This window comes from Serratia sarumanii (assembly GCF_029962605.1).
Classification (GTDB): Bacteria; Pseudomonadota; Gammaproteobacteria; order Enterobacterales; family Enterobacteriaceae; genus Serratia; species Serratia sarumanii.
The window spans coordinates 3,112,052-3,138,580 of sequence record NZ_CP124750.1 but is presented as its reverse complement, the minus strand read 5'-3'; the positions used below and the strand labels follow the sequence as shown (position 1 = coordinate 3,138,580).

Below are 26,529 nucleotides of genomic sequence, written 5' to 3'. Positions count from 1 at the left end.
GCTCCTATATGCATTTGAAATAATCGAACGGTTCCCGGCAGTCGCAGCAGCGGTACAGCGCTTTACAGGCGGTGGAGCCGAACTCGCTGATCTTCTCGCTGTGGGTGCTGCCGCAGCGCGGGCAGGCTACCGGGCCGTGGGCGTGCGGCCGATCGCAGGTGTGCCCCTGCGGTGGCGCTACGCCGTATTGCCGCAGCCGTTCGCGGGCGTCGGCGTTCATCCAGTCGGTGGTCCAGGCCGGGCTGAGGCGAATGTCCACCTGCACCGGGCTGAAGCCGGCGGCCGCCAGCCGCTGCTCGATGGCGTTGAGCAGAAATTCGGTGGCCGGGCAGCCGGAATAGGTTGGAGTGAAGGTCACGCGCCAGCCAGCGCCGTCGCGCGCCACGTCGCGCACCATGCCCAAATCGGTGATCGACAGCACCGGCAGTTCGGGATCGCTGATCTGCTGCAGGCAGTGCCAAATCTGCGGAATTTCGGCGGGTTGCAAACGGGTGACGTTCATCGCGGCCTCCTACCATTGCCCGTTTGGATAGGCGCGCTGCAGGAACTGCATCTCCGCCAGCAGCGGGCCGAGGTGTTCGCTGTGCCGGCCTTGCTTGCCGCCGTGCCGGAACGCCTGCTCGGCAGGCAGCAACAGCGTCGCCTGGCGCAGCGTCTCTTCCACCTGCGCTTGCCAGGGGGCCTGCAGTTCGCGGGGATCGACGGCGATGCCTTGTTCCGCCAGTTCCAGCTCCAGCGCGTCGGCGTGGAACAGCTCGGCGGTGAACCGCCACAGGTTATCCAGCGATTGCTGGATCTTGCGGTGGCTGACGTCGTTGCCGTCGCCCAGGCGGATCATCCAGCCGTGGCTGAAGCGCAGGTGGTAATCGGCCTCCTTCAACGATTTGGCGGCGATGGCGGCAATCTGCGCATCGCGGCTGCGGCTCAGCGCCTGGTGCAGCTGTACGTGGTAGACATCAAGCAGAAACTGACGCACCAGCGTGTCGTTGAAACCGCCGTTCGGCTGCTCCGCCAACAGCAGGTTATGAAACTGGCGCTCGTCGCGCCCGAAGGCCAGGCTGTCTTCGCTGCAGGGCGGGCCGGCCAGTTCCGCGGCGTAGCCCAGGAAGTTGCGCGCCTGGCCGAGCAGATCGAGCCCGATGTTGGCCAGCGCCAGATCGATTTCCAACTCGGGCGCGTGGCCGCACCAGGCGCACAGGCGCTGGGCGAGGATCAGTGGCGTGTCGCCCTGGCGGAGTAAATAGCTGATGCGCGGATCGTTAACCGTCATGGTCGCCTCTACATGTTCTTGATGCCGTCGGGAATGGTGTAAAACGTCGGATGACGGTAGATCTTGTCTTCGGACGGATCGAAGAACGCGCCGCGATCTTCCGGCTGCGAGGCGATCAGATGGCGCGATTGCACCACCCAGATCGAGCAGCCTTCGTTGCGGCGCGTATAGGCGTCGCGGGCGTTTTCCAGCGCCATTTGGTCGTCGGCGGCGTGCAGGCTGCCGACGTGGCGATGCGCCAGCCCTTGTTTGCTGCGGATAAACACTTCATACAGCGGCCATTCAACGTGGCTCATGATCTCGGTTCCTTATGTTGGCTATGCGGCGGAGGCGGCGTTTTTCGCGGCGTGGGCCATGGCGCCGTCGCGCACCCAGGCACCGTCTTCCCAGGCGCGGCGTTTGGCCTGCAGGCGTTCGTGGTTGCATTGGCCGCGCCCTTTGATCACCTCATGCAGCTCGCTCCAGTCGATTTCGCCGAAACGATAGTGGCCCGCGGCGGCGTCCCAGCGCAGCTCCGGATCCGGCGCCGTCATGTCCAGCGCTTCAAGCTGCGGTACGGTGTTGTCGACGAATTTCTGCCGCAGCTCATCGTTGCTGTGGCGTTTGATCTTCCACGCCATGCTCTGGGCGCTGTGGGGGGAGTCGGCGTCGCTCGGGCCGAACATCATCAGCACCGGCCACCAGAAGCGATCGATGGCGTCCTGCAGCATGGCGCGCTGCGTGTCGCTGCCGTTGGCCATCGCCATTACCGCCTCGTAGCCCTGGCGCTGATGGAAGCTTTCCTCTTTGCAGATCTTCACCATCGCCCGCGCATAGGGGCCGTAGGACGCGCGGCACAGCGCCACCTGGTTGACGATGGCGGCGCCGTCGACCAGCCAGCCGATCACGCCGATATCCGCCCAGTTGAGCGTGGGGTAATTGAAGATAGAGGAGTACTTCATCTTGCCGTCGAGCATCTTTTGGTAGATGTCCTGGCGCGAACAGCCGAGGGTTTCGGCGGCGCTGTAGAGGTACAGACCGTGGCCGGCCTCATCTTGCACTTTGGCCAGCAGCACCGCTTTGCGGCGCAGCGTGGGGGCGCGCGTCAGCCAGTTGGCTTCCGGCAGCATGCCGATGACTTCCGAGTGGGCGTGTTGGCCAATCTGCCGAATCAGGTTCTGACGGTAGGCGTCCGGCATCCAGTCTTTGGCCTCAATGGCGATATCCGCCGCGATCTTGTCGTCGAAATGCTGCTGATACTGTGCGTCAGTTGTCATTCTTGCCTCTTGGTGATTCGTATTTTTCACATTAAACATAAAAATGTGAATCACTTTAACTAACCATAAGGCTACAAACTGATAACAAAAAGATCAAACGTAATTAATGTGGTTTTGCGAGGTTACTCACAATGGGTTTTGTTATTTATTTGATTTTGTTTGATTAATAAAGTGATTAATTCCTTGTTTATGGCAGGTTAAGCGGTCTGAAAACGCCTTTTGTTCTCTTTTTGTTAAAATTTGATTTGGCCTTGACTGGCGTTTATATGATACGTAATTAAGCTGTATGGTGAAAATTTATGAATTTCGGAGGGCACATGCAGCAGTTACACAGTTATCTTTCTGGCGCCTGGGTGTACGGGCAGGGAGAGGCGCGCGAAATCCGCCACGCGGTGACCGGCGAAGCGCTGTACCAGGTCTGCTCCGACGGCCTGCCGTTGGCGGCGAGCCTGGACTATGCCCGCAGCCGCGGCGGCCCGGCGCTGGCGCACATGACGTTCCAGCAGCGCGCCCAGATGCTGAAAGCGGTAGCCAAACACCTGCTGGCGCATAAAGAGGCGCTGTATCAGATTTCCTATCAAACCGGCGCGACGCGCAGCGACGGCTGGGTCGATATCGAGGGCGGCATCGCCACGCTGTTCGCCTATGCCGGCATGGCCGGCCGCGATCTGCCGGACGATACCCTGTGGCCGGAAGACGAGCTGATCCCATTGTCGAAACAGGCGCAGTTTGCCGCCCGCCACGTGCTCACTTCGCGCCCCGGCGTGGCGCTGCACATCAACGCCTTCAACTTCCCGTGCTGGGGCATGCTGGAAAAACTGGCGCCGACCTGGCTGGCGGGCATGCCGGCCATCATCAAGCCGGCCACCGCCACCGCACAGCTGACGCAGGCGATGGTCAGGCTGATCGTCGACAGCGGCCTGGTGCCGGAAGGGGCGCTGCAGCTGGTTTGCGGCGGCGTCGGCGACATGTTCTCGCACCTGGATTACCAGGATGCGGTGACTTTCACCGGTTCGGCGCAGACCGGGCAGCGGCTGCGGGCACACCCGCGCCTGCTGGAGAAATCGATCGCGTTCACCATGGAGGCGGATTCGCTCAACTGCTGCGTGCTGGCGGAAGACGTGACGCCGGAAATGCCCGAGTTTGCGCTGTTCATCAAAGAAGTGTGCCGTGAAATGACCGCCAAGGCGGGGCAGAAATGCACCGCGATCCGCCGCATCATCGTGCCGGCGGCGCAGGTGGCGGCGGTGCGTCAGGCCTTGCTGCAGCGCCTGGCGGGGGTGACGGTGGGCGACCCGCAGCTGGAGCAGGTGCGCATGGGGGCGTTGGTCAGCCACGAGCAGCGTGATGATGTGCAAAGCAAGGTGGAGTTCCTGCTGCGCAACGGCTGCGAACCGCTCTGTGGCGCGGCGCTGGATAAGCTGGAGGTGCTGGGCGACGGCGCGCGCGGCGGGGCGTTTTATCCGCCGACCCTGCTGTATTGCGCCGATCCGTTCACCCATCAGGCGGTGCACGGCACCGAGGCCTTCGGCCCGGTGGCGACGCTGATGCCGTATGCGGATACCGAACAGGCGATCGCGTTGGCGTTGCTGGGGCAGGGCAGCCTGGCGGGCTCGCTGGTGACCGCCGATCCGGCATTGGCCACGCGCTTCATTCGCGCGGCGGCCTGCGCCCACGGCCGCATGTTGATTTTGGATGAGCGGGCGGCGGCGGAGTCCACCGGCCACGGTTCGCCGCTGCCGATGCTGGTGCACGGCGGCCCGGGGCGCGCCGGCGGCGGTGAAGAGCTGGGCGGGCTGCGCGCGGTGAAACACTATATGCAGCGCACGGCGATCCAGGGCAGCCCGGCGATGCTGGCGGCCATCGGCGGCGAATGGGTGCGCGGCGCGCCGGTCGCCGAGCATCCGGTGCATCCGTTCCGGAAATACTTCGAGCAGCTGCAGCTGGGCGATAGCCTGTTGACCGCGCGCCGCACCGTGACCGAAGCGGATATCGTCAACTTCGCTTGCCTGAGCGGCGACCATTTCTACGCGCACATGGACAAGATCGGCGCCGCCGACTCGCTGTTCGGCGAGCGGGTGGCGCACGGTTACTTTGTGGTGTCCGCCGCGGCCGGGCTGTTTGTCGACGCCGCCGTCGGGCCGGTGATCGCCAACTACGGCATGGAAAATCTGCGCTTTATCGAGCCGGTGAAGATCGGCGATACCATTCAGGTGCGGTTGACCTGCAAAAAGAAAATCCGCAAACCGCAGAAAACCGCCGAAGATCGCCCGCACGGCGTGGTGGTGTGGGATGTGCAGGTGTTGAATCAGCAACAGCAGCCGGTGGCGCTGTACAGCATTCTGACGCTGGTGGCGCGCCAACAGGGGGACTTCGAAGCGTGATGCGCGTTTGCCGCCGCCGGCACCCCCGGCGGCGGCGAATCATTCAGATCAGCGGCTGACCGCGCAGCTGTTCAAGCACTTTCAGCGGTGAACGCTGCGGATCCTGCATCTTATTCACCGGCAGCAGGAAGGTCTGTTCCAGCATAAACTGGCCGCCCATCGCGGCATGCGGCGTTTGATCAGAGAAGCAAATCCAGCTGCTGCCCGGCGGGAACGTCAGCGCCAGCTGCGGCCCCCGTTGCTGATAATCGCCGTCGGCCTTCATGGCGTCATGCAACTGCAGCATCAGGTGGTCATAATGGCTGCGGCGGGTTTTGGTGATGCGCACCTGGTGCTGCAGCCAACTGCCGAAGGCGGAGTAGCGAGCGAGACGCGGCATAAAGCGTGCCGCCAGCTCAGGGAACGGCTCGCCGACCCGCCATTGGCGATGCTCGCCGTGCGGGTTGATGTTGGTGAAAATGCGCAGAATGCGTTCGCCGTAGTTCGGGCGCGACGGGAAGGCGTCAACGTGCAGCCGGCTGTCGTCTTTGCGCCAGGAACTGGCCGCCCGCCAAGCGGAAACCGGATGTAAACGCAGGCTGCCGGTCGGGTGGTGCAGCGCCTCCTGATATTCGGGCAACAGCCCGGCGATCAACTGGCGGCAGGATTGGTAATAGCGTTCCAGCAATTGCTGAACCTGCTGCCGGCGTTCCGCGACGGCGACGCCGCTCAGCTTGCCGGACAGCGGTTGGTAGCTGATGTTTTTGCGCTTCGGGTCGACCAATGTCGGATCCAGCAGCGGCATTTCCTGTTCAGACAGGGTGAAGGCCAGTTCGGGCAGAAACAGCACCTTGCCCTGTTCCAGTTCGCTGACCGCGCTGGATGCTTCCGCTGCCGCCCATTGTCGCAACGACAGCGTCAGGACGGCCTGTTCGTGCATAATATCGCCAGTAGGCATGAGATCTCCTTGCAAATCTATATCGCTTTATTCCTGCCTCTCAGGTTGCCGCGTGATTGGCTGCACTGGCTTGCGCAGTGGCTGGCTGGAGCGGCGTCAGCAGGCCGCCCAATGGCAACGTGAAATTTGTGGGTTCTATTATGGCTGTATCAGCAGGGCGCAATGCGCCGAAGCGTGCGATGGCTTCCTGATAGATAGAATAATCCTGATAAGGGTATCACCGGCAATGCCAATGAAAAGTAAACGGGGTATAAACGAGGCGAGGTATAGGCACGAATAATCAAAAAAGGCACAAATTGCCTGCTGGATGGCGTGTTTTATCTTATTGAATTGTAATGAAAATGAATATACTGCTTATTATTTCCGTTATTTTATTCAGCGTGCAGGGTAAACCGGTGAAATAATGTTTCGCGAGGGAACTACTTCATTTTTCTGGCGAATAAATCGGGCCGCCAAATCTTGGTGACCCGATTATTGGTTAAGCGCCGTAAATGCAGTTTTTGCCTTTTTTCTTGGCCTGATACAACGCACTGTCCGCCTCATTGATAAAGCTGATCGGCGTATCGTTATACATATGCGGCACTTTGGCGCAGATGCCAATGCTGATGGTAACGATGCCGTGCGGGTTGCCCTGATGCGGAATTTTCAGATCGCGCACCGCGTTGATAACGCGCTCGGCGAAAATCAGTGCGCCTTGCACGTCGGTATCCGGCAGGATAATCCCCATCTCTTCGCCGCCGTAGCGCGCCAGGACGTCGTTGCTGCGGCAGGCCAACCCTTTGAGCGTTTGGCCGATCTGCTGCAGGCACTGGTCACCGGCGACGTGGCCGTAACTGTCGTTGTACTGTTTGAAATAGTCGATATCCAGCATCAGCAGCGCCACGCTGCGGTAGTTGCGCGAAGCCCGCGCCAGCTCGTTCTTCAGCGCGATATCAAACTGGCGGCGGTTGGCCAGCCCGGTCAGGCCGTCCAGCAGCGCCAGCTCTTCGAGCATCTGGTTGATGCTGGTCAACTGATCGCGGGTGCGCATCAGCTCGGCTTCGGTTTGCATGCTGTGCTTGATTTGCCGCAGCAGCACCATGCCCATCGCCAACAGGATCATCAGCAGCGAGAGGCCACCGGCGGCGAACAGACCGGCGTCGGTGCGCCAGTCCGCCAGCGCGTCGCGTTTCGACAACCCGGCGGCGATCACCAGCGGAAAGCGGTTGACCCGCGAATAGCCGTAGATGCGCTCCACTTTGTCGTACAGCGAGGTGATGGTGGCGTTGCCGAATTCCGAATGCGGCAAAATTTCGCTGAACAGCACGCCCTTGGCGATGTTTTTACCGATCGACGCCGCCGAGTAAGGGCGGCGGTAAAGGATAGTGCCGTCCGCCAGCAGCAGGTTCAGTGAGGCGTCGGTATTGAGGGCGAAGCTGTCGTAAAACTGGCGGAAATAATCGACGTACAGCGTCGCCAGCACCACGCCGCCAAAGCTGCCGTCCGGGTTGTTGAAACGCCGCGAAACGGGAATGATCAGATCGCCGGTGGTGCGGCTGCGGATCACCTTGCCGATGTACAGGCCGCCGCCGTCGCGGTTTTGATGGTATTTGAAGTAATCGCGATCGGCGTTGTTGGCGTTCTTGATGAATTTGCCCGAGGAGGTCGCCAGCCAGCGGCCGCGTGCATCGTAGAGAAACAGCCCGTGCAGCTGCGGCAGGTTGCCGACCTGCGTCTGCATGACGCGCTGCAGCCGCGTCAGCTGCGATGGGCCCAACCCGTCGGTTTGGAGACGTTCGGTCAGATCGAGCAGGTTGCCGTCCACCTGCATGAAAGTATCGTCGGCATGCTGCGCCAGCGAGCGGGCGAGGTTGGCGGACTCATGCTCGGCGCTGCGCAGATCGCGCTGATGCGCGTTCCAGATTTGCCAGCTGTTAAAGAGGATCAGCGTGGCGGCAACGATGATGACAAACACGCCGGCCTGAAATAATAATGGGGAGCTTTTAACGCTGCGCGCCGGCACGGCATCCTGTATGGGTTGCTGCTGAGTCATGTCACCCTTGTTGTTTGATTACTATTCAATTTGAGTTAAGAGCAATCTTATATTTTATGCATAAATGCGCCAGACCTCTAGCCCCTAACGTGGCGATAGCGAGAAAGGGCGTTTGCACCCCGTATCAGCGGCGGGGTGAACACAGCGGAGTGAAAAAGCCATGTCGGATTACATCATTATCACTTTACTGACGCTGGCGGTGTATTACCCCCTTACGCTGGGGACGCTGGCGGTGATGATGTACTTCGCCTGGCGGCGGCGCCGGTCGCCCTATTGGCGGTTGGGATTGGCGCTGTTGGCGCTGCTGTTCGTGCTGTTCGCCAAGGCGGCGTATGACTGGCACCGCTATGGCTAGCGGCGCCATGACGGGTTATTCGACGTTGATCATCCAGTTGACGCCGAATTTGTCGGTCAGCATGCCAAAGCCTTTGGCCCAGAAGGTGGCTTGGTAAGGCATCGTCACCTGGCCGCCCTGCGCCAGATTGTCGAACAGTTTGCGTCCTTGTTCCGCATCGCTGGGGTTCAGCGACAGCGAGAAGCCTTTATGAGAAGCGCCGCCGCCGTCATCTTGCGGGCAGCCGTCGGAGGCCATCAGTACGCCGTCGCCGATCAGCAGGCGCGCATGCATGATCGCCTCCGGATTGACGTCCTGCGGCCCGTCTTGCCGGGCTTCTTCGGGCATGTCTTTATAGCGCATGACCATTTCAATTTTGGCATTCAACTGCTGTTCGTAGAAGTTAATCGCTTGCTCACAGTTACCGCTGAAAAACAGATAGGGTTGTACCAGCATGACATTGACCTCGGTTGTGGCTCGACAGGCAACGACCGGCCCTCGGGCAGGAAGAAATGGTTGCTGGCGGCAATAATTGCCGTCGGTGACTTATTAGTGTAGTTCCCCTGGCGCAGAATGCTTGTGCGAGGTGAGTGCGCCTTCGCCGCCGGCATGACGGGCGAAGGCGCAAGGGCGGTCAATACAGCGACGGCTCGCCGGCTGGGCGGGTTTTAAAGCGGCGGTGCAGCCACATGTACTGATCGGGGGCCAGCAGCACCTGTTCTTCCACCACGCGGTTCATCTTGGCCGCCGCGCGCGTTTCATCATCCAGCGGGAAGTCCGTCAACGGCGGCTGCACGATCAACTCATAGCCCTGAGCATCTGGCAGGCGGCGCGGCACGAAAGGCACGATCGACGGCCGTCCCATGCGCGCCAGGATAAAGGTTCCGGTGGTCGTGGCGGCATTTTCCACGGCGAAGAGCGGCGCGAACACGCTGCTTTGCGGCCCATAATCGTGATCCGGCGCGTACCACAGGATTTCGCCCTGTTTCAGGTTGCGGATCATGCCTTTGATATCTTTACGATCGAGCATGAATTTATTCGAGCGCAGCCGGCCGCGGGTTTGTACCCACTCCATCAGCCTGTTGTTGTGCGGGCGATGCACGCCGATGCCGGGGTTTTGCATGCCGAAAATGCGCGCGCCCAGTTCCAGCGTCAGAAAATGCAGACCGATCAGCAGAACGCCTTTGCCGCCCTGACGCGCCAGCCGCATGTTTTCCATGCCGCTCACCTGGAACCAGCGGGCGATGCGCCAGTCGGGCCAGAACCAGGCCATGCCGACTTCGAACAGGCCCATACCGACGGACTCAAAATTTTTGACGATCAGCGCCTCGCGCTCGGCGGCGGGCATTGCGGGGAAGCAGAGCTCTAAATTGCGGCGCGCTATTTTTACCCGGCGTTTCATCAGGCGCATGGCTATTCTGCCAAGGCCGTGTCCGAGTCGATAAATGAGCGGGTAGGGCAGTAATACCAAGAGATAGAGTATTCCCAGCCCTATCCACAGCAACCAATAACGAGGGCGCAAGAATTCGCGCTCAAAGCGTTGGTTAGAAAGCATTTTTCCTGTGATTCCTTGTTTTTCCAATGGGACCTTAACCCAAATTTTCATAGGGCGAATGGTAGAACATTCTGAGCTAAATAGGATTTTCCATTAATGCTTTTTTACGCTTTAGTTAAGCGCAGGCGAAAAACGGGGAGAGATAGGATTTTTACCGAGGGAATGGCAGATATTTTACGCTATTTCAAACGACTGGCGAAATTGAAAAATAAAGACACAATTAAGCGCATCGCAAAAGTGACAACTGCTATGTAACCTTAATGAAACAATAACGCAGCGGAACCGTCCCAAACGGCGGCCAGTGCGTACAGTAGCGCGAGAATCAGGACAAAAGGGGCATTGAACATCGGCGTTTCCTCCAGGAGGATTTGTTTAAAGTTTAGCCTCGCGAGATGACAGCAGGATGAAATCAGATCGTTTTTTGTACGGTGAAATTCAGACGGACGGAAATGGGTAAACCGCTGATTTTTTACTATAGTCATAGTGTGAAGTTATGCGTTTGTCGCCGTACGCCTCTGCATTGAGCGGCAGCGGGCAGGTTGCCCAGAGCAAGATCGCGGAGCGGACGGCGCCTGGCGCGAAACATGTGACGAGATTCTCAGAGGGTTGGTCTGTAAGGATTTGACATGTCATATGAAAATGACGATCTAAACGGTGTTGAGCAACCGAGCGACTACGTGAAAACCACCGCCTGCGAAGTGCGCAGCGGCGTAAAGGCAGCGCTCGAGCAATCATGTGCCTGCATCAAGGATAACCCTTGGGCGGGGATAGGCGCCGGCGCCGTCGTGGGCCTGGTAATAGGATTTCTGTTAGGCAAAAGGTAATAGGGAGAGTAAAGATGGGCATCATTTCCTGGATCATTTTTGGTTTAATCGCCGGTATCCTGGCCAAGTGGATTATGCCGGGCAAAGACGGCGGCGGCTTTATTGTGACCGTTATATTGGGGGTCGTGGGCGCCGTAGTCGGCGGCTATATCAGCACCTTCTTCGGTATGGGCCGCGTTGACGGTTTTAACCTGGGCAGCTTTGTGGTGGCAGTAATCGGCGCCCTGGTGGTGCTTTTTGTCTACAGGAAGATCAAAGGCTAAGCAGCCATTGCTCAACAGGGTCGCCGCGGCGGCCCTTTTTCGTGAAATCAATCCGGCGGCGCGGCGCAGTCCGCACTCGCTGAAAGGGGAATATCATGGGTCTGTTCGATAGCGTATTGGGTAACATTCTGGGCGGCGGCGCCAACGGCAAAGGCATCGACTACATCGCCATTATGCAGTGGGTCGAGCAACAAGGCGGCCTGCAGGCCATTTTGGACAAATTCCGTCAGGGGCAGTTCGGCGATATCGTCGGTTCCTGGCTCGGCAATGGCGAAAATCAGCCGATTACCGGCGATCACGTACAGCAGGCGTTGGGTAGCGACGCCATCAACCAACTGGCTGAAAAGCTGGGTATCGATCCGGCTCAGGCGTCCAGCACCATTGCACAGTTCTTGCCAACGGTCACCGATGCCGCCTCGCCAAACGGTGAAGTGCAGCAAGACAGCAACGAGCTGGGCGACATGGTCGGTAAACTGTTCAAATAATGATTAGGCTCCCGGTGTCTGGCCGGGGGCATTCACTCCGCTGATCCCCTCGATCGTCGTCAACGCCTGCTGCAGATGCACCACCCAGGCGCGCACTTTCTCCGGAATAAAACGCAAGGCGGGATAGACCGCGTGCAGCGCCATGGGCGAGTAGCGGTATTCCGGCAAAACGGGCACCAATGCCCCCGTCGCCAGCTGTTCGGCGATTAAAGGCCGTTGAGCGCCGCCGATGCCGGCCCCAACCTCAATGGCGGCCAGCAGGGATAGCGTATTGTTGGCGCGGAACGTGGGCCGCAGAGCAACCGTCTCGGGGCCGTGCGGGCCGAACAGGGTGAGCGTATCGCCGTCGTTCAGGCCGCTGTAACGAATGTGTGCATGTTTCGCCAACTCCGCCGGGGAACGCGGCGTGCCATGCCTGGCCAGATAGGCCGGTGACGCCACCAGCAGGCGCTGCAGCTCGCCCAAACGTTTCGCCACCATGCCGGGCGCATGCAGTTCACCGAAACGCAACGCCACGTCGATGCCTTCGCCGATCACGTCGGCGAGGCGATCGTCCAGCAGCAGCTCGATGGCGAGGTTCGGATGGCGCTGCTGGAAAGCGATGGCCAGCGGTGTGACGTGCAACTGCCCGAACCCGGTCGGGGCGTGAATGCGCAGATTGCCCTGCAACTGGTGGCGCTGGCCGTGCAACGCCTCTTCCGCTTCGTCGACCGCCGCCAGAATCGGTTTGAGGCGCTGATAATAACCGCTGCCGGCATCGGTCAGGGTGACCGCCCGGGTGCTGCGAAACAGCAGCTGGGCTCCCAGTCGCTGCTCCAGGGCAGCGATTTGCTGACTGACCGCCGGCTGCGTCAAACGCAGATCGCGAGCGGCGGCCGACAGGCTGCCCAGTTCCGCCACCCGCATAAAGGTTTTCATTGCGCTCAGTTTATCCATGTCGATCTTCCCTATAGATTTTTCTTATAAGTGTTAGTGCTAATACTGCTCTACCGCAAGCATCGCTAATCAATAACACTCAGGGCATCGACAACCTGAGGAGTGGCAAGATGAATGCAAAGCGACAGGCATTGGTGATCGGCGCCAATGGCGTGATTGGGCGCCGATTGATTGAGGAGCTGACCGGCCAGGGCTGGCAAGTGGTGGGCGTCTCGCGCCGGGGTGGGCAACCGGCGCCGGGGGTGCGCCACCTGCAGGTTGATCTGCTGGATGCGGCGGCGACGCGCGACGCGCTGCGGCCGCTGAGCGCGATTAGCCACGTTTTCTATGCCGCCTATCAGGATGCGCCGGACTGGGCGGGACTGGTGGCGCCGAACCTGCAGATGTTGCAACACGTTGTCGAGGGGCTGGAGCCGGCCGCACCGGCGTTGGAGCACATCAGTCTGATGCAGGGCTATAAGGTGTATGGCGCGCATTTGGGGCCGTTTAAAACGCCGGCGCGCGAAAGCGACGCCGGGCATATGCCGCCGGAGTTTAACGTGGCGCAGCAACAGTATCTGGCGCAGCGGCAGGTCGGCAAGCGCTGGCGCTGGAGCGCCATTCGCCCGAGCGTGGTGGGGGGCTTCTCCCTCGGCAATCCGATGAATCTGGCGTTAAGCATCGCGGTTTACGCGTCGATCAGCAAAGCGCTCGGGTTGCCGCTGCGCTTCCCCGGTAAACCGGGCGCTTACCACAGCCTGCTGGAAATGACCGACGCCGGGCTGTTGGCGCGCGCCACGCTGTGGGCGGCGACCGAGCCGGCGGCGGCCAATCAGGCATTTAATATCAACAACGGCGATCTGTTTCGCTGGAGCGAGATGTGGCCGAAAATCGCCGCTTACTTTGGGCTGGAATGTGCGCCGCCGCTGCCGATGCCGCTGGAGAGCATGATGGCGGACAAAGCGCCGCTGTGGCGCGAGCTGGTGCAGCGGCACCAATTGGCTGAACCGGACTATCGCGCGGTGGCCGGCTGGCGCTTCGCCGATTTCGTCTTTTCCTGGGACTATGACATGTTCGCGGACGGCAGCAAGGCGCGGCGCTTCGGTTTCCATCAGTTCGTCGAAACCGAAGCCATGTTTTTCTCGCTGTTCGATGAGTTCCGCCGTCGCGGCATCATCCCCTGAGCGTGGCATCGGTTTCCCCGCAGCACCGGCCGCGGGGAATGAGGTCAGAACGTCAGCATGATCTTGCCGATGTGCTCGCTGGACTCCATCAGCGCATGCGCGGCGGCGGCCTGCTCAAGCGGGAAGGTTTTAAAAATTTGCGGCTTCAGCACGCCGCGCTCCAGCAGCGGCCAAACCTTCTCGCGCAGCTCGGCGGCGATCTGCGCTTTGTCCGCCACGCTGCGCGAACGCAGCGTCGAACCGGTATGGGTCAGGCGTTTCAACAGCAGCGGCATCAGATTGAGCTCTTTCACCACGCCGTTTTGCGTGCCGATTTGCACGATGCGGCCTTCCATCGCCGCGGCCTGATAGTTTTTGGCTACATAATCGCCTGCGATCAGGTCGACGATAACGTCGGCGCCTTTACCGTTGGTGGCGTCTTTGGTGCGTGCGACAAAGTCTTCGCTGCGGTAATTAATCGCCACGTCGGCGCCCAGCGCCAGGCTGGCCTGTCGTTTCTCTTCGGAGCCGACGGTGGTGATCACCTGAGCGCAGAAGGCCTTTGCCAGCATGGTGGCGACCGTGCCGATGCCGGAGGTGCCGCCATGGATCAACACGGTCTCGCCGGCTTTGAGGTGGCCGCGCTGGAACACGTTGACCCAGACGGTAAAGAAGGTTTCCGGCAGCGCGGCGGCCTCGGTCAGGCTCAGGCCCGCCGGAACGGGCAGCGCATTGCTTTCATGCACGGTGCAGTATTCGGCATAGCCGCCGCCGGCGATGAGGGCGCAAACCCGATCGCCGGGCGCGAAGCGGGTCACGCCTTCCCCAGTGGCCACCACTTCGCCGGCAATTTCCAGGCCGGGGATATCCGAGGCGCCGGGCGGCGGCGCATAGTTCCCCTGGCGCTGCAGCACGTCGGGGCGGTTAACGCCGGCGGCGGCGATTTTCACCAGAAGTTGGCCCGCTTGCGGAACCGGCACCGGGCGTTCAGCGACGACCAGAACCTCGGGGGCGCCCGGCTGGCTGATTTCAATCGCTTTCATCGTACCGGGCAGCGCTGCATTTGTTGACATGGTTACTCTCCTCATCGTGGCGGACGTGGCGATCAGGCAAAACGTCCGCAATAAAGTCTGCTGTTAGCTTAGCGAAATCGAATGAGGCGCGCGTGGTCGAATAGAGCGGTTTTGCGAGGAAGGGGCGAAGCCGCCGCGATGGGCGGCAGGGTATCAATCGTTAGGCGGGATGCGGAACCCTTTCAACGAGACGATGAAGTGGTCTTTTCCTTTGGAGATCTTGGCGCCTTTATCGCACCACAGGCTGGCAAGCTGGAAGAAGTCGTCGCTGCCGATATCGTAGGCCAGTTCGATTTTCTTGGCAGTGCCGGCGCGGATGAGTTTTTCTGCTTCCTGATGGTTTGCAGCTTTAATTATGGTCATGGGCGAAATCCTTGGTGTTAAGCCAGAGCGGATAAACGCGAATTATCATATGGCCATAGTGTGACAATTTTGTGATGAAAGCATGACAGCCCGCGAAGGCGCGGCGTGCGTTGTGCCGCGCCTTCGCGGTGAAAGCGCGTTGTCGGTTACCGATCGTACGGGCGGATGAGTGTGCTTTTTTTCTGAGATTTTAAATATTTATAGAGGGCGAAGCCCGCAATGCCGGCCAAGACGGCCAGGAGGGCAAGGGATCCTGTGGCCATGAACGTTACCTCCGAATAAGAATGGCAAGGAGGCGTATTTGTGACATTCATCACTTTGTGGGGCAATGAGAGCAATCTGTAATCGGAAGACGCGTTGAGGGAGGGACCAAAAAAAAAAGCGCCTATAGGGAGGCGCATAAAGATTTGCAACACAGCTTGTTGTGTTCAACACCAGGAGGAGTGGTGAACTGACGCTATTCTATGCAGCGGAAAAGGAGGCTGATATAGGTATTACTCCGAAAGCGCCGCTACCACTCATAGCCCAACTGAATGTTGTAATCGGGATCCTGATTGGTGGAGTAAGGATCGGATTGGCGGCGGCGATCGGTTTTCTTCACCGGGCCTTCATAGGCGGGATAAGGTTTGGCGCGCGGCTTGCTGCAGCCTGGATGATCGCATTCGATATCGACGCGAAAACCGTTCTTGTCGCGTGCCTCTGCCCAGGTAATCGGCGGTTTCGCCGCCTTGGGGGGCGGCCCCGGCGGAGCCACCGGTTTTGGGGGCGGGGAAACGCTGGGCTCTGGGGGCTGATAATTCAGCTCCAGCGCGCCCAGCGGGGCGCTGCAAGCGGCAAAGGCCAGCAGGGCGGTAACGCTGGCGGCCGGTAATGTGAGCCATCTCGGCATAGTGACTCTCCCTGAATGATTTCGTCAGGCAACTATAAAACAGCAGAACGAGAATTACTATCATTTGCCTTGGGCGTTACGGGTGAGCCATTCGGCGCCTCGAACGGTAGACAGGGTCAAATCCTGCGCGTTTAGCCGAGATTAGCGTCCCGTCACGGCGAAAAAGGTTGCTATTGCCGCTCGCTCATGAGTTAATGATGTCGGCCTGTGGTACAGACCTATTTATGCACGACATTTTGAGTAAAGTAGTTCAAATTTAAAGCGTTATCCCGGATAGCCCTTCTCTGACGAATTTCCTTTCCAGTGCCTCCATAAGTAACTGATGACCGGCTACCTCGCCCATGGCGGCTTACATTTATTATTGAAGGAAATTAGACATGTCTAACATGATCAAAGGTCAAGTGAAGTGGTTCAACGAAGCTAAAGGTTTTGGTTTCATCACCCCAGCAGACGGCAGCAAAGACGTATTCGTACACTTCTCTGCTATCCAGGATCAAGGTTTCAAGACCCTGGCTGAAGGCCAGAACGTACAGTTCTCTATCGAGAACGGTGCGAAAGGTCCATCTGCGGCCAACGTTACCGCTATCTAATTGGCGCCTGGCGCTGATTGAAAAAAACCCGCCGCGGCGGGTTTTTTTATGCCTGCCATTTGGCAGCGCGCAAAAAAAAGCCCGCAAGTCTGCGGGCAAAAGTTCCTTGTTACTTCTTCATTTGCGAGCGCTTCTCTGGGGGGGAAACGCCTGAAGACAGGCTACGCGAGACCGGCTTAAGATTCTGCGGCCAAACCGTTAAGAAAGTGAAAATCCAGGCGGCTGCTACGCTGATAGCAGAGGCTGGCAGGGCTAGGGCGGTGTCCATCGCCCTCGGTTTTGTAATACACTGACGGCAATCGCAAATAATGGGGAATGGTATGCAGGTTAACGATCGAGTGACGGTAAAAACAGACGGCGGCCCGCGGCGTGAAGGCATCATTTTGGCCGTAGAGGTGTTCAACGAAGGCACCATGTATCTGGTTTCTCTTGACGACTACCCGGCGGGCGTATGGTTTTTTAATGAAATCGACAGCCGTGACGGCACGTTTGTGGAGCCCTGTCGCGAGCATGGGCAGTAACTTCGGCTAATCTCATTAATTTGCTAATGAAATTGTCCGTTTTGAGATTATTTCATAGCGGTAAGATTCTTTTTATCGATGACAAAAAAATACCCGTTGCGCTAGCGGGGGATAACGCAGCAGGTATTCTTTTAAGGGCGCCAGCATCTGATATCCAGATGACATTATCACCGGGTATTTAACGGCTGGCAAAACAGAGTGGGGGCCTTCTCTGTGGTTTAACGGCTATTGACAAATATTCCACTGGTCAAGGTATCGGTCAGACGAACAACGTGGTAAATGATCTGCTTGTTGTGCGTCTTTATTTTCCGCTTGATGTTTCCTTTGTGGGAAGAGACCGTTTTGGCCTTTATTTGCATCTGGTCTGATATCTGGATGGTGCCTTGACCGGACATCCACATGCGTAACATGTTCGATTCGGTCTGGCTCAGCGTTACCGGCGTTTGATCCAGAGAGGATTTCTCCGCCCGTAGGGACGTTCTCTCGAGATAGTGACTAAGTAGCTGATTCATAGTCTCTGGTTTGATGGATTTTGACGATATGATGACGTTCTTGCGAACATATAAATAATCGTCGAAATGTACGTTGGTAATGGCCATGAAGATGAAGAATAACGTATCCGGGTGCAGTGAAATCACCCGTTTTATTCGCTCGGTGGCGTTCGCTTCGTGGATGAAGCAGTCCTCGTTAATAAACACCAGGCTGGGATTCAACTTGCTGCATTTTTCGTGCAGGCTGTCAATGTCCTCGATGGCATTAATATGGCGTTTCTTCACGCCATGCGAAGTCAGATAGTCGGTTAATCCCAATCTGGTATAGCTACATGAATCCATGATGATCGTTGGCATATCGCACCCCCACTTAAATCCGTTTTACTGCGGTAATATGAGAAAAAGCCTAAAAAGCCGAAAGGCAAAATGGAGCAATAATTCAGTGTAGCGAGTGTTCTATCAATAAACACGACGTCACTCAATGATATTTTCATACTAAACTTATTAATTGCATGAATCTATAAGTTTGGCTTAAGTCAGGGCGATCTGCTGTTCGTCCAGCTTCGGCATGTTGAGCCTGATTTGCGCTTGGCGCCTGAGCCTGTCTGCATTGCTTGCCGTGAATCTGTTCATCATGTCACGAAACAAAATTTTAGTTTGCTAGGAAAAGTCTTAAAAAAAATTCATGTGTCGTTTTTTTGAGGTCTTTTAGCGTGTTTCTTGAGCGGTGAAAAAACACTCGCACTGAGTGCTTTTGGTTTTTACATATAAAAATCATTACCTTGCGGTGTTTTTTGCTTTTCGCGCAAATGATAAGCGCGCCTTTTTTTATCATAACAACAAACAGAAGTTAACATTCTGGCTGGAATGTGTAGCTTAATTGTTGCTATAAATCACCGTTTTACAATGAGTTATCTGGATATTTATTTCACATGAAATAGTTTTCGTGAATGTTTAACGGTGATTGAGTGATTTTTCTAAACTATCATCCTGCTGCCCGATCCCCGGGGAGGAATGGCAGGTCGGAGTTGTCTCTGGCCCGCGTTGGTTTTAACTTGCCTCTCCACCTTTCAAAAAACAGGATGCCGCGGTGAGACGGAATCAGTATGGGCAGCCGATAGGTGAAGCCCTCCCTCATTGGCAGCCGGCAGGCATGCCCGGCCACACGCCACTGCAAGGGCGGTTTTGCCGCCTGGAACCGCTTAACCTCGAGCGCTGGGGGGATGCGCTTTATCAGGCTTATCAAACCGCCGAGGACGATCGCGACTGGACCTATCTGTTTTGGGAACGCCCGCAGTCGCGCGCAGATTTCCAACGTTATCTCCAGGCGCAGGCGTCCAGCGCAGACAGAAACACGATGGTGGTGATCGATCGGGCGAACGGGCGTGCGGTAGGAACCTGCGCTTTTTTGCGCATCGATCCCGCCAACGGCGTGGCCGAACTGGGCACCATCAACTGGTCGCCGCTGATGAAGCGCAGTGCGCTGGGCAGCGAGGCGATCTTCCTGATGCTGCGGCACCTGTTCGACGATCTTGGTTACCGGCGTTGCGAATGGAAATGCGATAGCCTCAATCTGCCTTCACGCCAGGCCGCCGAGCGCCTGGGTTTCCGCTATGAAGGCACGTTCCGCCAGGCCGTCGTCGTCAAAGGACGCACGCGCGACACCGACTGGCTGTCGATCGTCGACGGAGAATGGCCGGCGCGGCGCGCGGCGTTTGCCGCCTGGCTATCGCCGGATAACATCGGCGATGACGGGCGGCAAGCACGGCAATTGCAGGCCTTCCGACGCGAGTAATGCGCCGCGTGCATTAGGCCGCTTCCGCCAGGCAATGGCGCAGCGAGTCCAGCGCCAGTCTGATGTCCTGTTCCTCTGTCATCCAGTTGACCAGCGCGGCGCGGATCCCCGGCTGATGGTGATAGCTCGTTGGGGTGCAACGCACCACGCCGTGCCGGTTAAGGCGATCGAGAAAGCGATCGCGCGCCGCTTCGCTGTCGCCCTGCGGGTGACTGAGCGCGAAACACACCACGTTCAAATTCACCGGCGCCAGCAGATGGAAGCCGTCGTCGGCCGCTAACGCCGCGCCCAGCGCCTGCGCCAATCGGACATTGCGCTCGACGATATCCCGTATGCCGCTGCGGCCATAGGCTTTCAGCGTCAGCCAAAGCGGCAGGGCGCGGAAGCGGCGCGAATTTTCCGGCGTCAGATGCAGATAGTTGTCCGGCCGCGGCGTCGGCGCTTCCAGGTAAGCCGAATGGTTCTGAAATACCTGCATCTGCAGATCCAGGTGGCGGGTAAATTGGATCGCGCTGTCATAAGGCACGTTCAGCCATTTGTGCGCATCGACGGTGATGGAATCGGCATGCTGCCAGCCCTCGAGCCTTGGGGCGTATAGCGGCGAGCAGGCCGCCACGCCGCCGAATGCCGCATCGACATGCAGCCAGAACGGGTAGCGCTCCCGCAGCGCCAGCAGACGCGGCAGATCGTCGAAAGCGACGGTGTTGACCGTGCCGGCGCTGGCCAGCACCAGCGTGGGACGGCCTGCGCCGGCGGCGAGCTGTCGCTCCAGCACCGCCATATCCATGGCTTCTGAGTCCGGCAGGCTGGCGACGGTCGTCAGCGCGTCGCGGCCGATGCCGAGCATGCTGAGCGCCTTCACGCTGCTGGAATGCGGGTTGGCCGCCAGCACCCGGATGGGGCCGAGCGCCGCCAGGCCCTGTTGGGCGATATCCACGCCGTGCTGTTGCCCCAGCCACTGCCGGCCAATGGCCAGCCCGGCGAAATTGGCCATGGTGGCGCCGCTGACCAGGCTGCCGCTGAACGCTTCCGGCAGGCCCAGCAGGGATTTCAACTGCGTCACCGCGGCCAGCTCGATCGCCGCGGCGATCGTATCATGGCTGAGTTGGCTATTTTGGTCTGTCACGCTAACCAGCCAGTCTGCCGCGACCGCCGCCGGCGTGCCCCCGCCGGTGACGAAGCCAAAATAACGCGGGCCGGCGCTGGCGGAAATGCCCGCCTGATAACGTTGCCAAAAGTCATCCAGCGCCGCCAGGGCGCCTTCGCCGTTTTCCGCCAGCCGATCGTCACCGGGTTGCAGCTGCTGTTGCGCGAGCGGTGGGCAGACCGAGCGCTGCTGCAGCCCGGCCAGAAAATCTTCCGCCAACTGGCGGGTGTGGTCGAGGATCTGCGGAAACTGTGCAAGATCCTGTTGTAAACGTGGGTGCATGGCGGCTCCGAAAGCGTCAGGGATGATAGGGTAAACATAGAACATTTGCCTGCGGGCCAAAATCGATGAAAAATAGCCTTTTTGGCTAGCCTGGTTAACCAATGATGAATGAACGTCTCCCGCTGCATGTCTTGCCGACCTTTGCTATCGCCGCCAGGTTGGAGAATTTGCGCGCCACGGCGCAGCAGGTGCATTTGACGCATGGCGCGGTCAGTCAGCAAATTCAGTTGCTGGAGCAGGCGGTGGGCTACCCGCTGTTTGAACGGCGCGGGCGTGGTGTGCGCCTGAATGCCGCCGGGAAAGAGTTGCTGGCGGCGGTAGAGCCGGCGCTGCAGGCGCTGCAGCAGGGCGTCGCCCGCGCCCGGCGCTTGGCGGCGAGCCAGACGCTGCGCATCAGCGTGCTGCCGTCTTTTGCCCATTACTGGCTGTTGCCGCGGTTGCCGGCATTTCATGCAGCCTGCGCCGATATTGCGCTGGATATCGATGCCTCGCTGGCGTTGCAGGATCTGTCGCAGCGCGGGTTCGATGCGGCGATCCGCATCGGCAGCGGCCAGTGGGCGGGGCTGCAGGCGCAGCGCATCGCGTCGGGCGACGTGCTGCCGGTCGCCTCGCCGGATATGGCGCGGCAGTGGGGAACGGCATTCGAGAACGGCGGCGACGTTCCCTTTCTGGAGCACGACGTCAGCCCGTGGCGCGACTGGTTCAATGCGCAAGGGCGCTCGCTGTGCGGGCGGCAACAGGCGGTGTTCAACGATGCCGGGTTGTTGATTCGCGCCGCGGAGCAGGGGTTCGGCATCGCGCTGGCGAAAAAGCTGCTGGTGCAGGATGCGATCGACGCGGGGCGGCTGGTGGCGCTGGCTGCGCCCTGTCGCCTGAGCGAGGACGACGTTTATCTGGTGTGGCCGCAGACCGCCGGGCTGACGCCGGCGGTCACACGCTTGCTGCAATGGCTGCAGCAACAGTTGGCGGCGGTTTAACGGCGCAGCCACTCCGGCTGTGAGGTGCCGAGCGTGGTCGCCGGCAACGCCCATTGCAGCGCCGTACCCTGCAGGCTTAACGGGGCGCGCAGGCGTTGCGCGGCGCCCCAGTAAGTCAGTTCCGTTTCCGGGTTCTCGTCGGCGGTTCCGGCCGGCGCCAGCGGCTCCGGCCGATAATCTGCCGAACAGGGATGCGCCAGCAGCAGTTGCGCCGTGCGCGCCAGCGACAGCCGCGCGTGGTAGCCGGTGCCGCGGCTTAGGCGCTGCGCCATACCGGTCAGCACCGCCGCCGCCATCAAATAGCCGGTGGCGTGGTCCAGCGCCTGTACCGGCAGCGGTACCGGCAAACTGGCGCTGCGCCAAACCATGCCCGCCTCCGCCAGCCCGCAGCTCATCTGCACCAGGCTGTCGAAACCGCGCCGGGTGCGCCACGGTCCGCTCCAGCCGTAGGCATTCAGGCAGACGTCTATCAGGCCCGGCGCCAGCGCGCGCCTTTCCTCCGCGCCATAGCCCAACTTCTCCAGCGCACCGGCACGGTAGCCGTGCACGATCACGTCTGCGTTCCTCAGCAGATGTTCAAACGTGTGGCGATCGTGCGCATTGGTCAGGTTGAGGCGCGCGCTGCGTTTGCCCAGCATTACCTCGTGCTCGACGCCGGGCTCATCCCAACCGTAGGGATCGATGCGCAGCACGTCGGCGCCCAAACCGGCGAGAAAACGGGTGGCGATCGGCCCGGCGAGAATACGCGTCAGATCCAGCACTCGCACGCCGTGCAGCGGCCGGGCGACGGGCAACGTCCAGCCCGGCGGCGGCGCTTCCGGCTGCAGCGAGGCGTGGATCAGCGGTTCGAGCGCCACGCTCTTGCCCTGAATATGTTGTCGCCACGCGGCCGCCGAGCGCATTTGGGCCGCGCAGCCGCCGGCTTCGATCACCGCTTCCTCCAGCTCGCTTTTTTTCCAGCCCAGCACGCGTTCCGCCAGCGCGCCTTTGTCCGGTGCCGGGCCCAGCACCTGTTCCACCGCCCGCCGATGGTGCGGTGCATTGGTGTGCAGGCGTATCCAGCCGTCCGCCGTCGCGTAGTCGCCGGCCAGGGCGTCCCAGGCGGCAGGCAGCGTCCAACCCAGCGGGCGCAGCGTCCAGCCGAACCAGAGCGAGGCCAGGCGTTGATCGATCCAGACCTGCGGCGCATCGGCTGCCTCGCGGCGAAGCAACTCGGCGCAGGCCAAACCGGCGGCGCTCCAGGCGGCGGTAGCCAATTCGGTGACGGGAAAAGCCGAAGGCAATGCGCCGGTACCGCTTACGGTTAACCGGTCGCAGGGCGCGGGGCGTTGCCCCAGGCTTTGCCAAATCTCGTCGAGCAGAGTGTGGATCAGAGGCGTCATCAGCCACTCCTTGCGGGTCGTCGGAAATATAGCCTAGCGTAGCTCATCGCCGGCGACCTTGCTAAGGCGCAACGTCGAACGTGCGGCCGTCGGCCAGTTTGGCGCGCAGGCTGTGGGCCGCTACGCCGGCGAACGGCCGCGCGCTGAAGTTGGCGGTCAGCGTCGACCCGTCGCTGAAGCTCGTCTGCTGCACCCAGCCGTCCCGATCGAGCCAGCGGAAGTCGGTCAGCGCTTTGTCCCAGAGGGCCTGATGCAACGGCCGGAAGGCGGCGTCGGCGCGTTTGATCGCCGGCAGGCGGGCCGCCAGGGTGGCGCGGCTCAGATGGAACATCGGCGCGGTGTTGTACAACTGGCTGAGCAGACTGCGGGTGGTCTGAACGTCGCTGAACTTCAGATTGTCGTAATTCCAGTGGTGGCTGCTGACGATCGCATCGTGGAAAACGGCCTGGTACAGCGGCAGGCGATAACGCGGATCGAATTCGACGGTGCGGTAGGGCTGCTTCACCTTGGCGGGGCGGAAGAAAAACGCCGGTTGGGCGTTGGGCCACCAGGCGCCGAGATAATAGGGCGAGGATTTATCCTGATTCATCTGCTTGTCGCCCCAGCCGAATCCCCAGGTTTCCATGCCGTGGGCGAACATCAGGCTGCGGGCGGTTACCGCATTGCCGTCCTCTGAGCCGAGCGGCAGCTTAAGGGTGGCGCTGAACCAGGCCAGCCGGGCGTTGCGCGCCTCGGCCATCTGCGCCGCGCCGGTCGGGTGGCCGGGCTGATAGTCGTCGGAGACCATGCCGGTGCCGTCCACGTCGAGGAACAGGCTGTTCAACCCGGCCAGTTGCACCAGCTCGCGCATGCGCTGTTGAGAATAGGGCAGGACGCAGCCCGGGTTGAGGTAGTAACCCTGTTTGCCGAAGCCGGGTTTCTTGCTGCCGTCGGCGCGCACGATGGCGCAACTTTCCCGCAGCGCCGTCGGCAGTTGCGCGGTGAGCCAGCTGTCGTTCACGCCGCGCGCAATGGCGGTATCGTAGGAGTCGTAGCTGGCGATCAGATAGCCGGCCGCTTTGGTGGCGGTTACCGCCTGCGGGTGCAGGAAGGCGGCAGTCCAGTTATCGGTGCCTAACCACAGGCGCGGCAAGCCGGCCTGGCGCAGCGCATCGATCACCGGTTTGGCCAGCCCTTGCCCCCAACGGTCCGCCGGGGTTAGCCAGCGCCCCAGCTCTCGCTGCGCCCGCTCCCGCACCGCAGCGGCCTGGCGCTGCTGCGCCTGCAGAAAGTCGGCGTCATCCGGCGTGGCGCCCAGCGGGATTTGCGCCGTCAACGCCTGGTTGATGCCGTCGATCAGGGGCTGTTGCTGCCAGCCCTCCGGCGTTTTGCCCGCCAGCTGCAGCAGGAGCTTTCTGCTCTCGGCATCCATCTTCTGCCGCAGCGCTTCGGCGGCAGGAGAGGCGAGGTAGTGCAGCAACCCCGGCCAATCTTTGACATCTTCCGCCGCCAGCAGTTTGTCCCCCCACAGGTAGACATGGGTGGCGCCGATCAGCTTTTCGCCTTCGGGCGCCTGCTTTATCTTCTCGCGCAGGCTGCTGAACTGGCCGTTCTGTTGCAAATAGTCGCGATAGCGGCGGGCGCCGGACAGCGGCGTGTCACCGACGTGCAGCAGCACCTCGAATGCCTGTTGCTGATTGAAGCGGTTGAACTGATGCCCGGCGCGCATCTCCAGCTTTTCCTGCGCCGAGGCGAAGGTGACCCGGTTGCTGAACGGCGTCAACATCAGCCAGCTGTAGACCTTGCCCTGGTGCTGCTGGCTCCACAGCGGCAGCTTCAGATCCCAGTTGGTATCCAGCGGCGTCATTTCCGCCGTCAGGTAATGGCGCCAGACCGCGTTGTCGAGCGGAATGCGGCTGCCTTCGCCGATCGGCAACAGCAGCGTTTCTGTTTGTGGCGGCAGGCGATACCAGTTCAGAAGCTGTGGCCGGTCGCTGCTGAAGCTCAGGCGCAGATCGCCGCCTTCCAGACGGGCGCTAACCTTGACCGCGCTCTGCGGCCAGCGCCAGCTGGCGCGTTGTGGCGACGCGGTGAGATCTTCCACCTGTTGCGCGGGCTGCGCCAGATTGACCGGCACAGCGCCGGCGGCAATGCGCAGCGTGGCGGGATCGAGTTCAAACTGCGCGTCGCCTTGCTGCAGTAGCAGGGCATCGGCGGGATAGCTGACGAGCAGCGCGAGCGCGAGCGGGGAAAGCCGGTGTTTCATCGGGGCGTCCTTGAAAGATGAAGGAGGGCAGTTTACCGATAAGCGCACTGGCTCCCAACGCTGTCGCTGCCGATTTGTGACATCGAAATATCATCGCGGTATTTCAGTTTATTTTTCGTTTAATAAATTAGCCTTTACTTCATTACCCGACGTCACTATACTCAGCCAAAATTTCAGTGGAGAAACCCAATTGGACAGTTGTAGTTGTAATAAAACAAATAAGGCAAGCTGACCAATTCTCTTCTGATTTGTTGCTTGCCGTTATCGGCGGGCAGCACCCCTCTCCAGTTATTCCTGAGCTGTGCATACCCGAATAAAAAACGTTTCCTGAGGCCTGATGGTTTCAGGTGAATTGAGTTGGACGTTATTATGGTATTCTGCAGCCACAGCCTTTTCCCTCCAGGCACAGTACGCTGATTCGCTGATTTATTTTCGGCGCGATTTTGCGTGTGCTAAACAGCACATGATTTTATCTCCTGAGGTTAATTAAGGGGACAGTCATGGCTATGACTCCTTTCGTTTTAAATTTATTGCTGGCGATGTGCCTGGGCGCGGTAATTGGCGCCGAGCGCCAGTGGCGCCAACGTATGGCCGGCCTGCGCACCAATGCGCTGGTGGCGACCGGCGCGGCGGTCTTTATTCTCAGCTCCATGTCCACCGATCCGGCCAGCGCCGGCCGCGTGGCTGCGCAGATTGTCTCGGGTATCGGCTTCCTCGGCGCCGGCGTTATCATGCGTGAAGGGCTGAACATTCGCGGCCTCAACACCGCCGCCACGCTGTGGTGTTCGGCGGGGATCGGCGTACTGTGCGGCCTGGGCCAGCATTGGGATGCGGTGGTCGCCACGCTGGTGATCCTGTGCGCCAATATCCTGCTGCGCGAGGCCGCCCAGCGCATCAATCTGCAGCCGCACCAGCAGGCGACCGATCTGGAACTGTGCTATCGCATTCAGGTGACCTGTGGCGAGCAGGATGAAATTCTGGTGCGTACCCTCATTCTGCAGGCGCTGAACGGCGTCGCCTTGCGGCTGCAATCTTTGCGCAGCGCCGATATTTCCAGCCCGGGGCAATTGGAAGTGTGCGCGGAAATTACCGCCACGCCGGCCGCACAAAAAGAAATTGAGGGTATTGTCTGCCGCGTCAGCCTGGAAAAAAGCGTGAGCGCCGTTCGTTGGCGCGTTGCGTCCGAATTACCGGTCTGAGTAATGATATAAATATTTATTAACTTGATTATATGTTCGTGTTTATTCAGGTAGGCCTGAATAACGCGAGCATTAAGGAGGCGTTATGGACGATGACCCCGGAAGGGAAATGATTCTTGCGTGGCTGACAGGGTAATCACGCTATTCAGTCACGCTA

27 protein-coding genes are annotated in these 26,529 nt (G+C 59.8%); 11 read left to right on the top strand and 16 right to left on the bottom strand.

Features of this window, described 5'->3' with window-relative positions:
- Nucleotides 1-4: 4 nt before the first annotated feature.
- From paaD to paaA, 4 genes are read right to left on the bottom strand one after another with little or no spacing between them, the layout of a single operon-like run.
- Nucleotides 5-502: a 1,2-phenylacetyl-CoA epoxidase subunit PaaD gene (gene paaD, locus SSARUM_RS14950; protein ID WP_033653577.1), complete on the bottom strand. Its 498-nt coding sequence runs from the start codon at nt 500-502 to the stop codon at nt 5-7.
- Between the two features lie 9 nt (nt 503-511).
- Nucleotides 512-1,270 carry a 1,2-phenylacetyl-CoA epoxidase subunit PaaC gene (gene paaC / locus SSARUM_RS14945; protein WP_039565380.1) on the bottom strand — a complete coding sequence of 253 codons (759 nt, stop codon included), beginning with the start codon at nt 1,268-1,270 and terminating at the stop codon, nt 512-514.
- A gap of 8 nt (nt 1,271-1,278) precedes the next feature.
- Complete coding sequence (gene paaB, locus SSARUM_RS14940; RefSeq protein ID WP_004935173.1) at nt 1,279-1,566, bottom strand: 1,2-phenylacetyl-CoA epoxidase subunit PaaB; 288 nt, start codon at nt 1,564-1,566, stop codon at nt 1,279-1,281.
- 21 nt (nt 1,567-1,587) lie between these two features.
- Nucleotides 1,588-2,526, bottom strand: a complete 939-nt coding sequence (paaA, locus tag SSARUM_RS14935) for a 1,2-phenylacetyl-CoA epoxidase subunit PaaA (RefSeq protein WP_048321752.1) — start codon at nt 2,524-2,526, stop codon at nt 1,588-1,590.
- Between the two features lie 317 nt (nt 2,527-2,843).
- Here paaA and paaZ point away from each other — a divergent pair, with 317 nt between their 5' ends.
- Complete coding sequence (paaZ, locus tag SSARUM_RS14930; RefSeq protein WP_048321750.1) at nt 2,844-4,910, top strand: phenylacetic acid degradation bifunctional protein PaaZ; 2,067 nt, start codon at nt 2,844-2,846, stop codon at nt 4,908-4,910.
- Nucleotides 4,911-4,953: 43 nt separating this feature from the next.
- On the opposite strand, the gene SSARUM_RS14925 is transcribed toward paaZ, so the two are convergent.
- Together SSARUM_RS14925 and SSARUM_RS14920 are read right to left on the bottom strand one after the other, a co-directional pair.
- Complete coding sequence (locus tag SSARUM_RS14925; RefSeq protein ID WP_033647854.1) at nt 4,954-5,847, bottom strand: Kdo hydroxylase family protein; 894 nt, start codon at nt 5,845-5,847, stop codon at nt 4,954-4,956.
- 478 nt (nt 5,848-6,325) lie between these two features.
- Nucleotides 6,326-7,879 (bottom strand): sensor domain-containing diguanylate cyclase, encoded by a 1,554-nt coding sequence (locus SSARUM_RS14920; RefSeq protein WP_033647853.1) that lies wholly within the window; start codon nt 7,877-7,879, stop codon nt 6,326-6,328.
- A 160-nt stretch (nt 7,880-8,039) separates the two neighbouring features.
- Between SSARUM_RS14920 and SSARUM_RS14915 the strand changes: the two genes are divergently transcribed.
- Nucleotides 8,040-8,234, top strand: a complete 195-nt coding sequence (locus tag SSARUM_RS14915; protein ID WP_033635090.1) for a hypothetical protein — start codon at nt 8,040-8,042, stop codon at nt 8,232-8,234.
- 15 nt (nt 8,235-8,249) lie between these two features.
- On the opposite strand, the gene yjdN is transcribed toward SSARUM_RS14915, so the two are convergent.
- Both yjdN and SSARUM_RS14905 read right to left on the bottom strand, forming a co-directional pair.
- Nucleotides 8,250-8,669, bottom strand: a complete 420-nt coding sequence (yjdN, locus tag SSARUM_RS14910; RefSeq protein ID WP_033635089.1) for a VOC family metalloprotein YjdN — start codon at nt 8,667-8,669, stop codon at nt 8,250-8,252.
- A gap of 178 nt (nt 8,670-8,847) precedes the next feature.
- Nucleotides 8,848-9,768: a Kdo(2)-lipid IV(A) acyltransferase gene (locus SSARUM_RS14905; protein ID WP_033647852.1), complete on the bottom strand. Its 921-nt coding sequence runs from the start codon at nt 9,766-9,768 to the stop codon at nt 8,848-8,850.
- A gap of 626 nt (nt 9,769-10,394) precedes the next feature.
- Here SSARUM_RS14905 and SSARUM_RS14900 point away from each other — a divergent pair.
- The 3 genes from SSARUM_RS14900 to SSARUM_RS14890 all read left to right on the top strand — a co-directional run bounded on the left by SSARUM_RS14900 (nt 10,395) and on the right by SSARUM_RS14890 (nt 11,340).
- Nucleotides 10,395-10,592, top strand: a complete 198-nt coding sequence (locus SSARUM_RS14900; RefSeq protein WP_033635087.1) for an ElaB/YgaM/YqjD family protein — start codon at nt 10,395-10,397, stop codon at nt 10,590-10,592.
- A gap of 14 nt (nt 10,593-10,606) precedes the next feature.
- Entirely contained in the window at nt 10,607-10,855 is a 249-nt protein-coding gene (locus SSARUM_RS14895; RefSeq protein WP_033635086.1) for a GlsB/YeaQ/YmgE family stress response membrane protein, read from the top strand.
- A gap of 95 nt (nt 10,856-10,950) precedes the next feature.
- The gene (locus tag SSARUM_RS14890; protein ID WP_033635085.1) at nt 10,951-11,340 is read left to right on the top strand and encodes a YidB family protein; all 390 of its coding nucleotides are present in this window, start codon (nt 10,951-10,953) and stop codon (nt 11,338-11,340) included.
- 3 nt (nt 11,341-11,343) lie between these two features.
- Here SSARUM_RS14890 and SSARUM_RS14885 read toward each other — a convergent pair whose 3' ends face one another.
- Nucleotides 11,344-12,276 (bottom strand): LysR family transcriptional regulator, encoded by a 933-nt coding sequence (locus SSARUM_RS14885; protein ID WP_060430261.1) that lies wholly within the window; start codon nt 12,274-12,276, stop codon nt 11,344-11,346.
- 110 nt (nt 12,277-12,386) lie between these two features.
- Here SSARUM_RS14885 and SSARUM_RS14880 point away from each other — a divergent pair, with 110 nt between their 5' ends.
- Nucleotides 12,387-13,439: an SDR family oxidoreductase gene (locus SSARUM_RS14880; protein ID WP_049197249.1), complete on the top strand. Its 1,053-nt coding sequence runs from the start codon at nt 12,387-12,389 to the stop codon at nt 13,437-13,439.
- 44 nt (nt 13,440-13,483) lie between these two features.
- On the opposite strand, the gene SSARUM_RS14875 is transcribed toward SSARUM_RS14880, so the two are convergent.
- The 3 genes from SSARUM_RS14875 to SSARUM_RS14865 form a co-directional block, all read right to left on the bottom strand.
- Nucleotides 13,484-14,491 (bottom strand): NAD(P)H-quinone oxidoreductase, encoded by a 1,008-nt coding sequence (locus SSARUM_RS14875; protein ID WP_033647848.1) that lies wholly within the window; start codon nt 14,489-14,491, stop codon nt 13,484-13,486.
- A 153-nt stretch (nt 14,492-14,644) separates the two neighbouring features.
- On the bottom strand, nt 14,645-14,854 hold the full coding sequence (locus tag SSARUM_RS14870; RefSeq protein ID WP_033647847.1) for a hypothetical protein: 210 nt from the start codon (nt 14,852-14,854) through the stop codon (nt 14,645-14,647).
- A 511-nt stretch (nt 14,855-15,365) separates the two neighbouring features.
- Entirely contained in the window at nt 15,366-15,743 is a 378-nt protein-coding gene (locus tag SSARUM_RS14865; RefSeq protein WP_060430257.1) for a hypothetical protein, read from the bottom strand.
- Nucleotides 15,744-16,120: 377 nt separating this feature from the next.
- On the opposite strand from SSARUM_RS14865, the gene cspE reads away from it, so the two are divergent.
- Together cspE and dsrB are read left to right on the top strand one after the other, a co-directional pair.
- Nucleotides 16,121-16,333 (top strand): transcription antiterminator/RNA stability regulator CspE, encoded by a 213-nt coding sequence (gene cspE / locus SSARUM_RS14860; RefSeq protein WP_004935122.1) that lies wholly within the window; start codon nt 16,121-16,123, stop codon nt 16,331-16,333.
- A 320-nt stretch (nt 16,334-16,653) separates the two neighbouring features.
- Nucleotides 16,654-16,854 carry a protein DsrB gene (gene dsrB / locus SSARUM_RS14855; protein ID WP_033635079.1) on the top strand — a complete coding sequence of 67 codons (201 nt, stop codon included), beginning with the start codon at nt 16,654-16,656 and terminating at the stop codon, nt 16,852-16,854.
- 218 nt (nt 16,855-17,072) lie between these two features.
- Here the strand turns inward: dsrB and rcsA are convergent, their stop codons facing one another.
- Nucleotides 17,073-17,702: a transcriptional regulator RcsA gene (gene rcsA, locus SSARUM_RS14850; protein WP_033635078.1), complete on the bottom strand. Its 630-nt coding sequence runs from the start codon at nt 17,700-17,702 to the stop codon at nt 17,073-17,075.
- A 796-nt stretch (nt 17,703-18,498) separates the two neighbouring features.
- Between rcsA and SSARUM_RS14845 the strand changes: the two genes are divergently transcribed.
- Complete coding sequence (locus SSARUM_RS14845; RefSeq protein WP_077791457.1) at nt 18,499-19,140, top strand: GNAT family N-acetyltransferase; 642 nt, start codon at nt 18,499-18,501, stop codon at nt 19,138-19,140.
- 13 nt (nt 19,141-19,153) lie between these two features.
- On the opposite strand, the gene SSARUM_RS14840 is transcribed toward SSARUM_RS14845, so the two are convergent.
- Complete coding sequence (locus tag SSARUM_RS14840; protein ID WP_060387939.1) at nt 19,154-20,569, bottom strand: pyridoxal phosphate-dependent decarboxylase family protein; 1,416 nt, start codon at nt 20,567-20,569, stop codon at nt 19,154-19,156.
- A gap of 101 nt (nt 20,570-20,670) precedes the next feature.
- On the opposite strand from SSARUM_RS14840, the gene SSARUM_RS14835 reads away from it, so the two are divergent.
- A complete protein-coding gene (locus SSARUM_RS14835; RefSeq protein WP_060387938.1) occupies nt 20,671-21,546 on the top strand; it encodes a LysR substrate-binding domain-containing protein in 876 nt (291 codons plus the stop codon).
- On the opposite strand, the gene SSARUM_RS14830 is transcribed toward SSARUM_RS14835, so the two are convergent.
- Together SSARUM_RS14830 and SSARUM_RS14825 are read right to left on the bottom strand one after the other, a co-directional pair.
- Nucleotides 21,543-22,928, bottom strand: a complete 1,386-nt coding sequence (locus tag SSARUM_RS14830; RefSeq protein WP_033653589.1) for a CoA transferase — start codon at nt 22,926-22,928, stop codon at nt 21,543-21,545. The two genes, SSARUM_RS14835 and SSARUM_RS14830, sit on opposite strands and share 4 nt — an antisense overlap.
- Before the next feature lie 61 nt (nt 22,929-22,989).
- Complete coding sequence (locus SSARUM_RS14825; protein WP_060430256.1) at nt 22,990-25,173, bottom strand: glycoside hydrolase; 2,184 nt, start codon at nt 25,171-25,173, stop codon at nt 22,990-22,992.
- Between the two features lie 500 nt (nt 25,174-25,673).
- Here SSARUM_RS14825 and SSARUM_RS14820 point away from each other — a divergent pair, with 500 nt between their 5' ends.
- On the top strand, nt 25,674-26,372 hold the full coding sequence (locus SSARUM_RS14820; protein WP_025303346.1) for an MgtC family protein: 699 nt from the start codon (nt 25,674-25,676) through the stop codon (nt 26,370-26,372).
- Nucleotides 26,373-26,529: the final 157 nt, after the last annotated feature.

Excerpts from the sequence above, each read along its gene's own strand:
- SSARUM_RS14880 (WP_049197249.1), top strand. The coding sequence starts at position 12,387 with ATGAATGCAAAGCGACAGGCATTGGTGATCGGCGCCAATGGCGTGATT.
- SSARUM_RS14895 (WP_033635086.1), top strand. The coding sequence starts at position 10,607 with ATGGGCATCATTTCCTGGATCATTTTTGGTTTAATCGCCGGTATCCTG.
- SSARUM_RS14875 (WP_033647848.1), bottom strand. The coding sequence starts at position 14,491 with ATGTCAACAAATGCAGCGCTGCCCGGTACGATGAAAGCGATTGAAATC.
- SSARUM_RS14890 (WP_033635085.1), top strand. The coding sequence starts at position 10,951 with ATGGGTCTGTTCGATAGCGTATTGGGTAACATTCTGGGCGGCGGCGCC.
- SSARUM_RS14835 (WP_060387938.1), top strand. The coding sequence starts at position 20,671 with ATGATGAATGAACGTCTCCCGCTGCATGTCTTGCCGACCTTTGCTATC.
- SSARUM_RS14920 (WP_033647853.1), bottom strand. The coding sequence starts at position 7,879 with ATGACTCAGCAGCAACCCATACAGGATGCCGTGCCGGCGCGCAGCGTT.
- paaB (WP_004935173.1), bottom strand. The coding sequence starts at position 1,566 with ATGAGCCACGTTGAATGGCCGCTGTATGAAGTGTTTATCCGCAGCAAA.
- SSARUM_RS14820 (WP_025303346.1), top strand. The coding sequence starts at position 25,674 with ATGGCTATGACTCCTTTCGTTTTAAATTTATTGCTGGCGATGTGCCTG.
- SSARUM_RS14865 (WP_060430257.1), bottom strand. The coding sequence starts at position 15,743 with ATGCCGAGATGGCTCACATTACCGGCCGCCAGCGTTACCGCCCTGCTG.
- paaD (WP_033653577.1), bottom strand. The coding sequence starts at position 502 with ATGAACGTCACCCGTTTGCAACCCGCCGAAATTCCGCAGATTTGGCAC.
- SSARUM_RS14840 (WP_060387939.1), bottom strand. The coding sequence starts at position 20,569 with ATGCACCCACGTTTACAACAGGATCTTGCACAGTTTCCGCAGATCCTC.
- dsrB (WP_033635079.1), top strand. The coding sequence starts at position 16,654 with ATGCAGGTTAACGATCGAGTGACGGTAAAAACAGACGGCGGCCCGCGG.
- SSARUM_RS14870 (WP_033647847.1), bottom strand. The coding sequence starts at position 14,854 with ATGACCATAATTAAAGCTGCAAACCATCAGGAAGCAGAAAAACTCATC.
- SSARUM_RS14885 (WP_060430261.1), bottom strand. The coding sequence starts at position 12,276 with ATGGATAAACTGAGCGCAATGAAAACCTTTATGCGGGTGGCGGAACTG.
- SSARUM_RS14925 (WP_033647854.1), bottom strand. The coding sequence starts at position 5,847 with ATGCCTACTGGCGATATTATGCACGAACAGGCCGTCCTGACGCTGTCG.
- SSARUM_RS14915 (WP_033635090.1), top strand. The coding sequence starts at position 8,040 with ATGTCGGATTACATCATTATCACTTTACTGACGCTGGCGGTGTATTAC.
- SSARUM_RS14830 (WP_033653589.1), bottom strand. The coding sequence starts at position 22,928 with ATGACGCCTCTGATCCACACTCTGCTCGACGAGATTTGGCAAAGCCTG.
- SSARUM_RS14900 (WP_033635087.1), top strand. The coding sequence starts at position 10,395 with ATGTCATATGAAAATGACGATCTAAACGGTGTTGAGCAACCGAGCGAC.
- yjdN (WP_033635089.1), bottom strand. The coding sequence starts at position 8,669 with ATGCTGGTACAACCCTATCTGTTTTTCAGCGGTAACTGTGAGCAAGCG.
- SSARUM_RS14825 (WP_060430256.1), bottom strand. The coding sequence starts at position 25,173 with ATGAAACACCGGCTTTCCCCGCTCGCGCTCGCGCTGCTCGTCAGCTAT.
- rcsA (WP_033635078.1), bottom strand. The coding sequence starts at position 17,702 with ATGCCAACGATCATCATGGATTCATGTAGCTATACCAGATTGGGATTA.
- paaC (WP_039565380.1), bottom strand. The coding sequence starts at position 1,270 with ATGACGGTTAACGATCCGCGCATCAGCTATTTACTCCGCCAGGGCGAC.
- paaA (WP_048321752.1), bottom strand. The coding sequence starts at position 2,526 with ATGACAACTGACGCACAGTATCAGCAGCATTTCGACGACAAGATCGCG.
- SSARUM_RS14845 (WP_077791457.1), top strand. The coding sequence starts at position 18,499 with ATGCCCGGCCACACGCCACTGCAAGGGCGGTTTTGCCGCCTGGAACCG.
- cspE (WP_004935122.1), top strand. The coding sequence starts at position 16,121 with ATGTCTAACATGATCAAAGGTCAAGTGAAGTGGTTCAACGAAGCTAAA.
- paaZ (WP_048321750.1), top strand. The coding sequence starts at position 2,844 with ATGCAGCAGTTACACAGTTATCTTTCTGGCGCCTGGGTGTACGGGCAG.
- SSARUM_RS14905 (WP_033647852.1), bottom strand. The coding sequence starts at position 9,768 with ATGCTTTCTAACCAACGCTTTGAGCGCGAATTCTTGCGCCCTCGTTAT.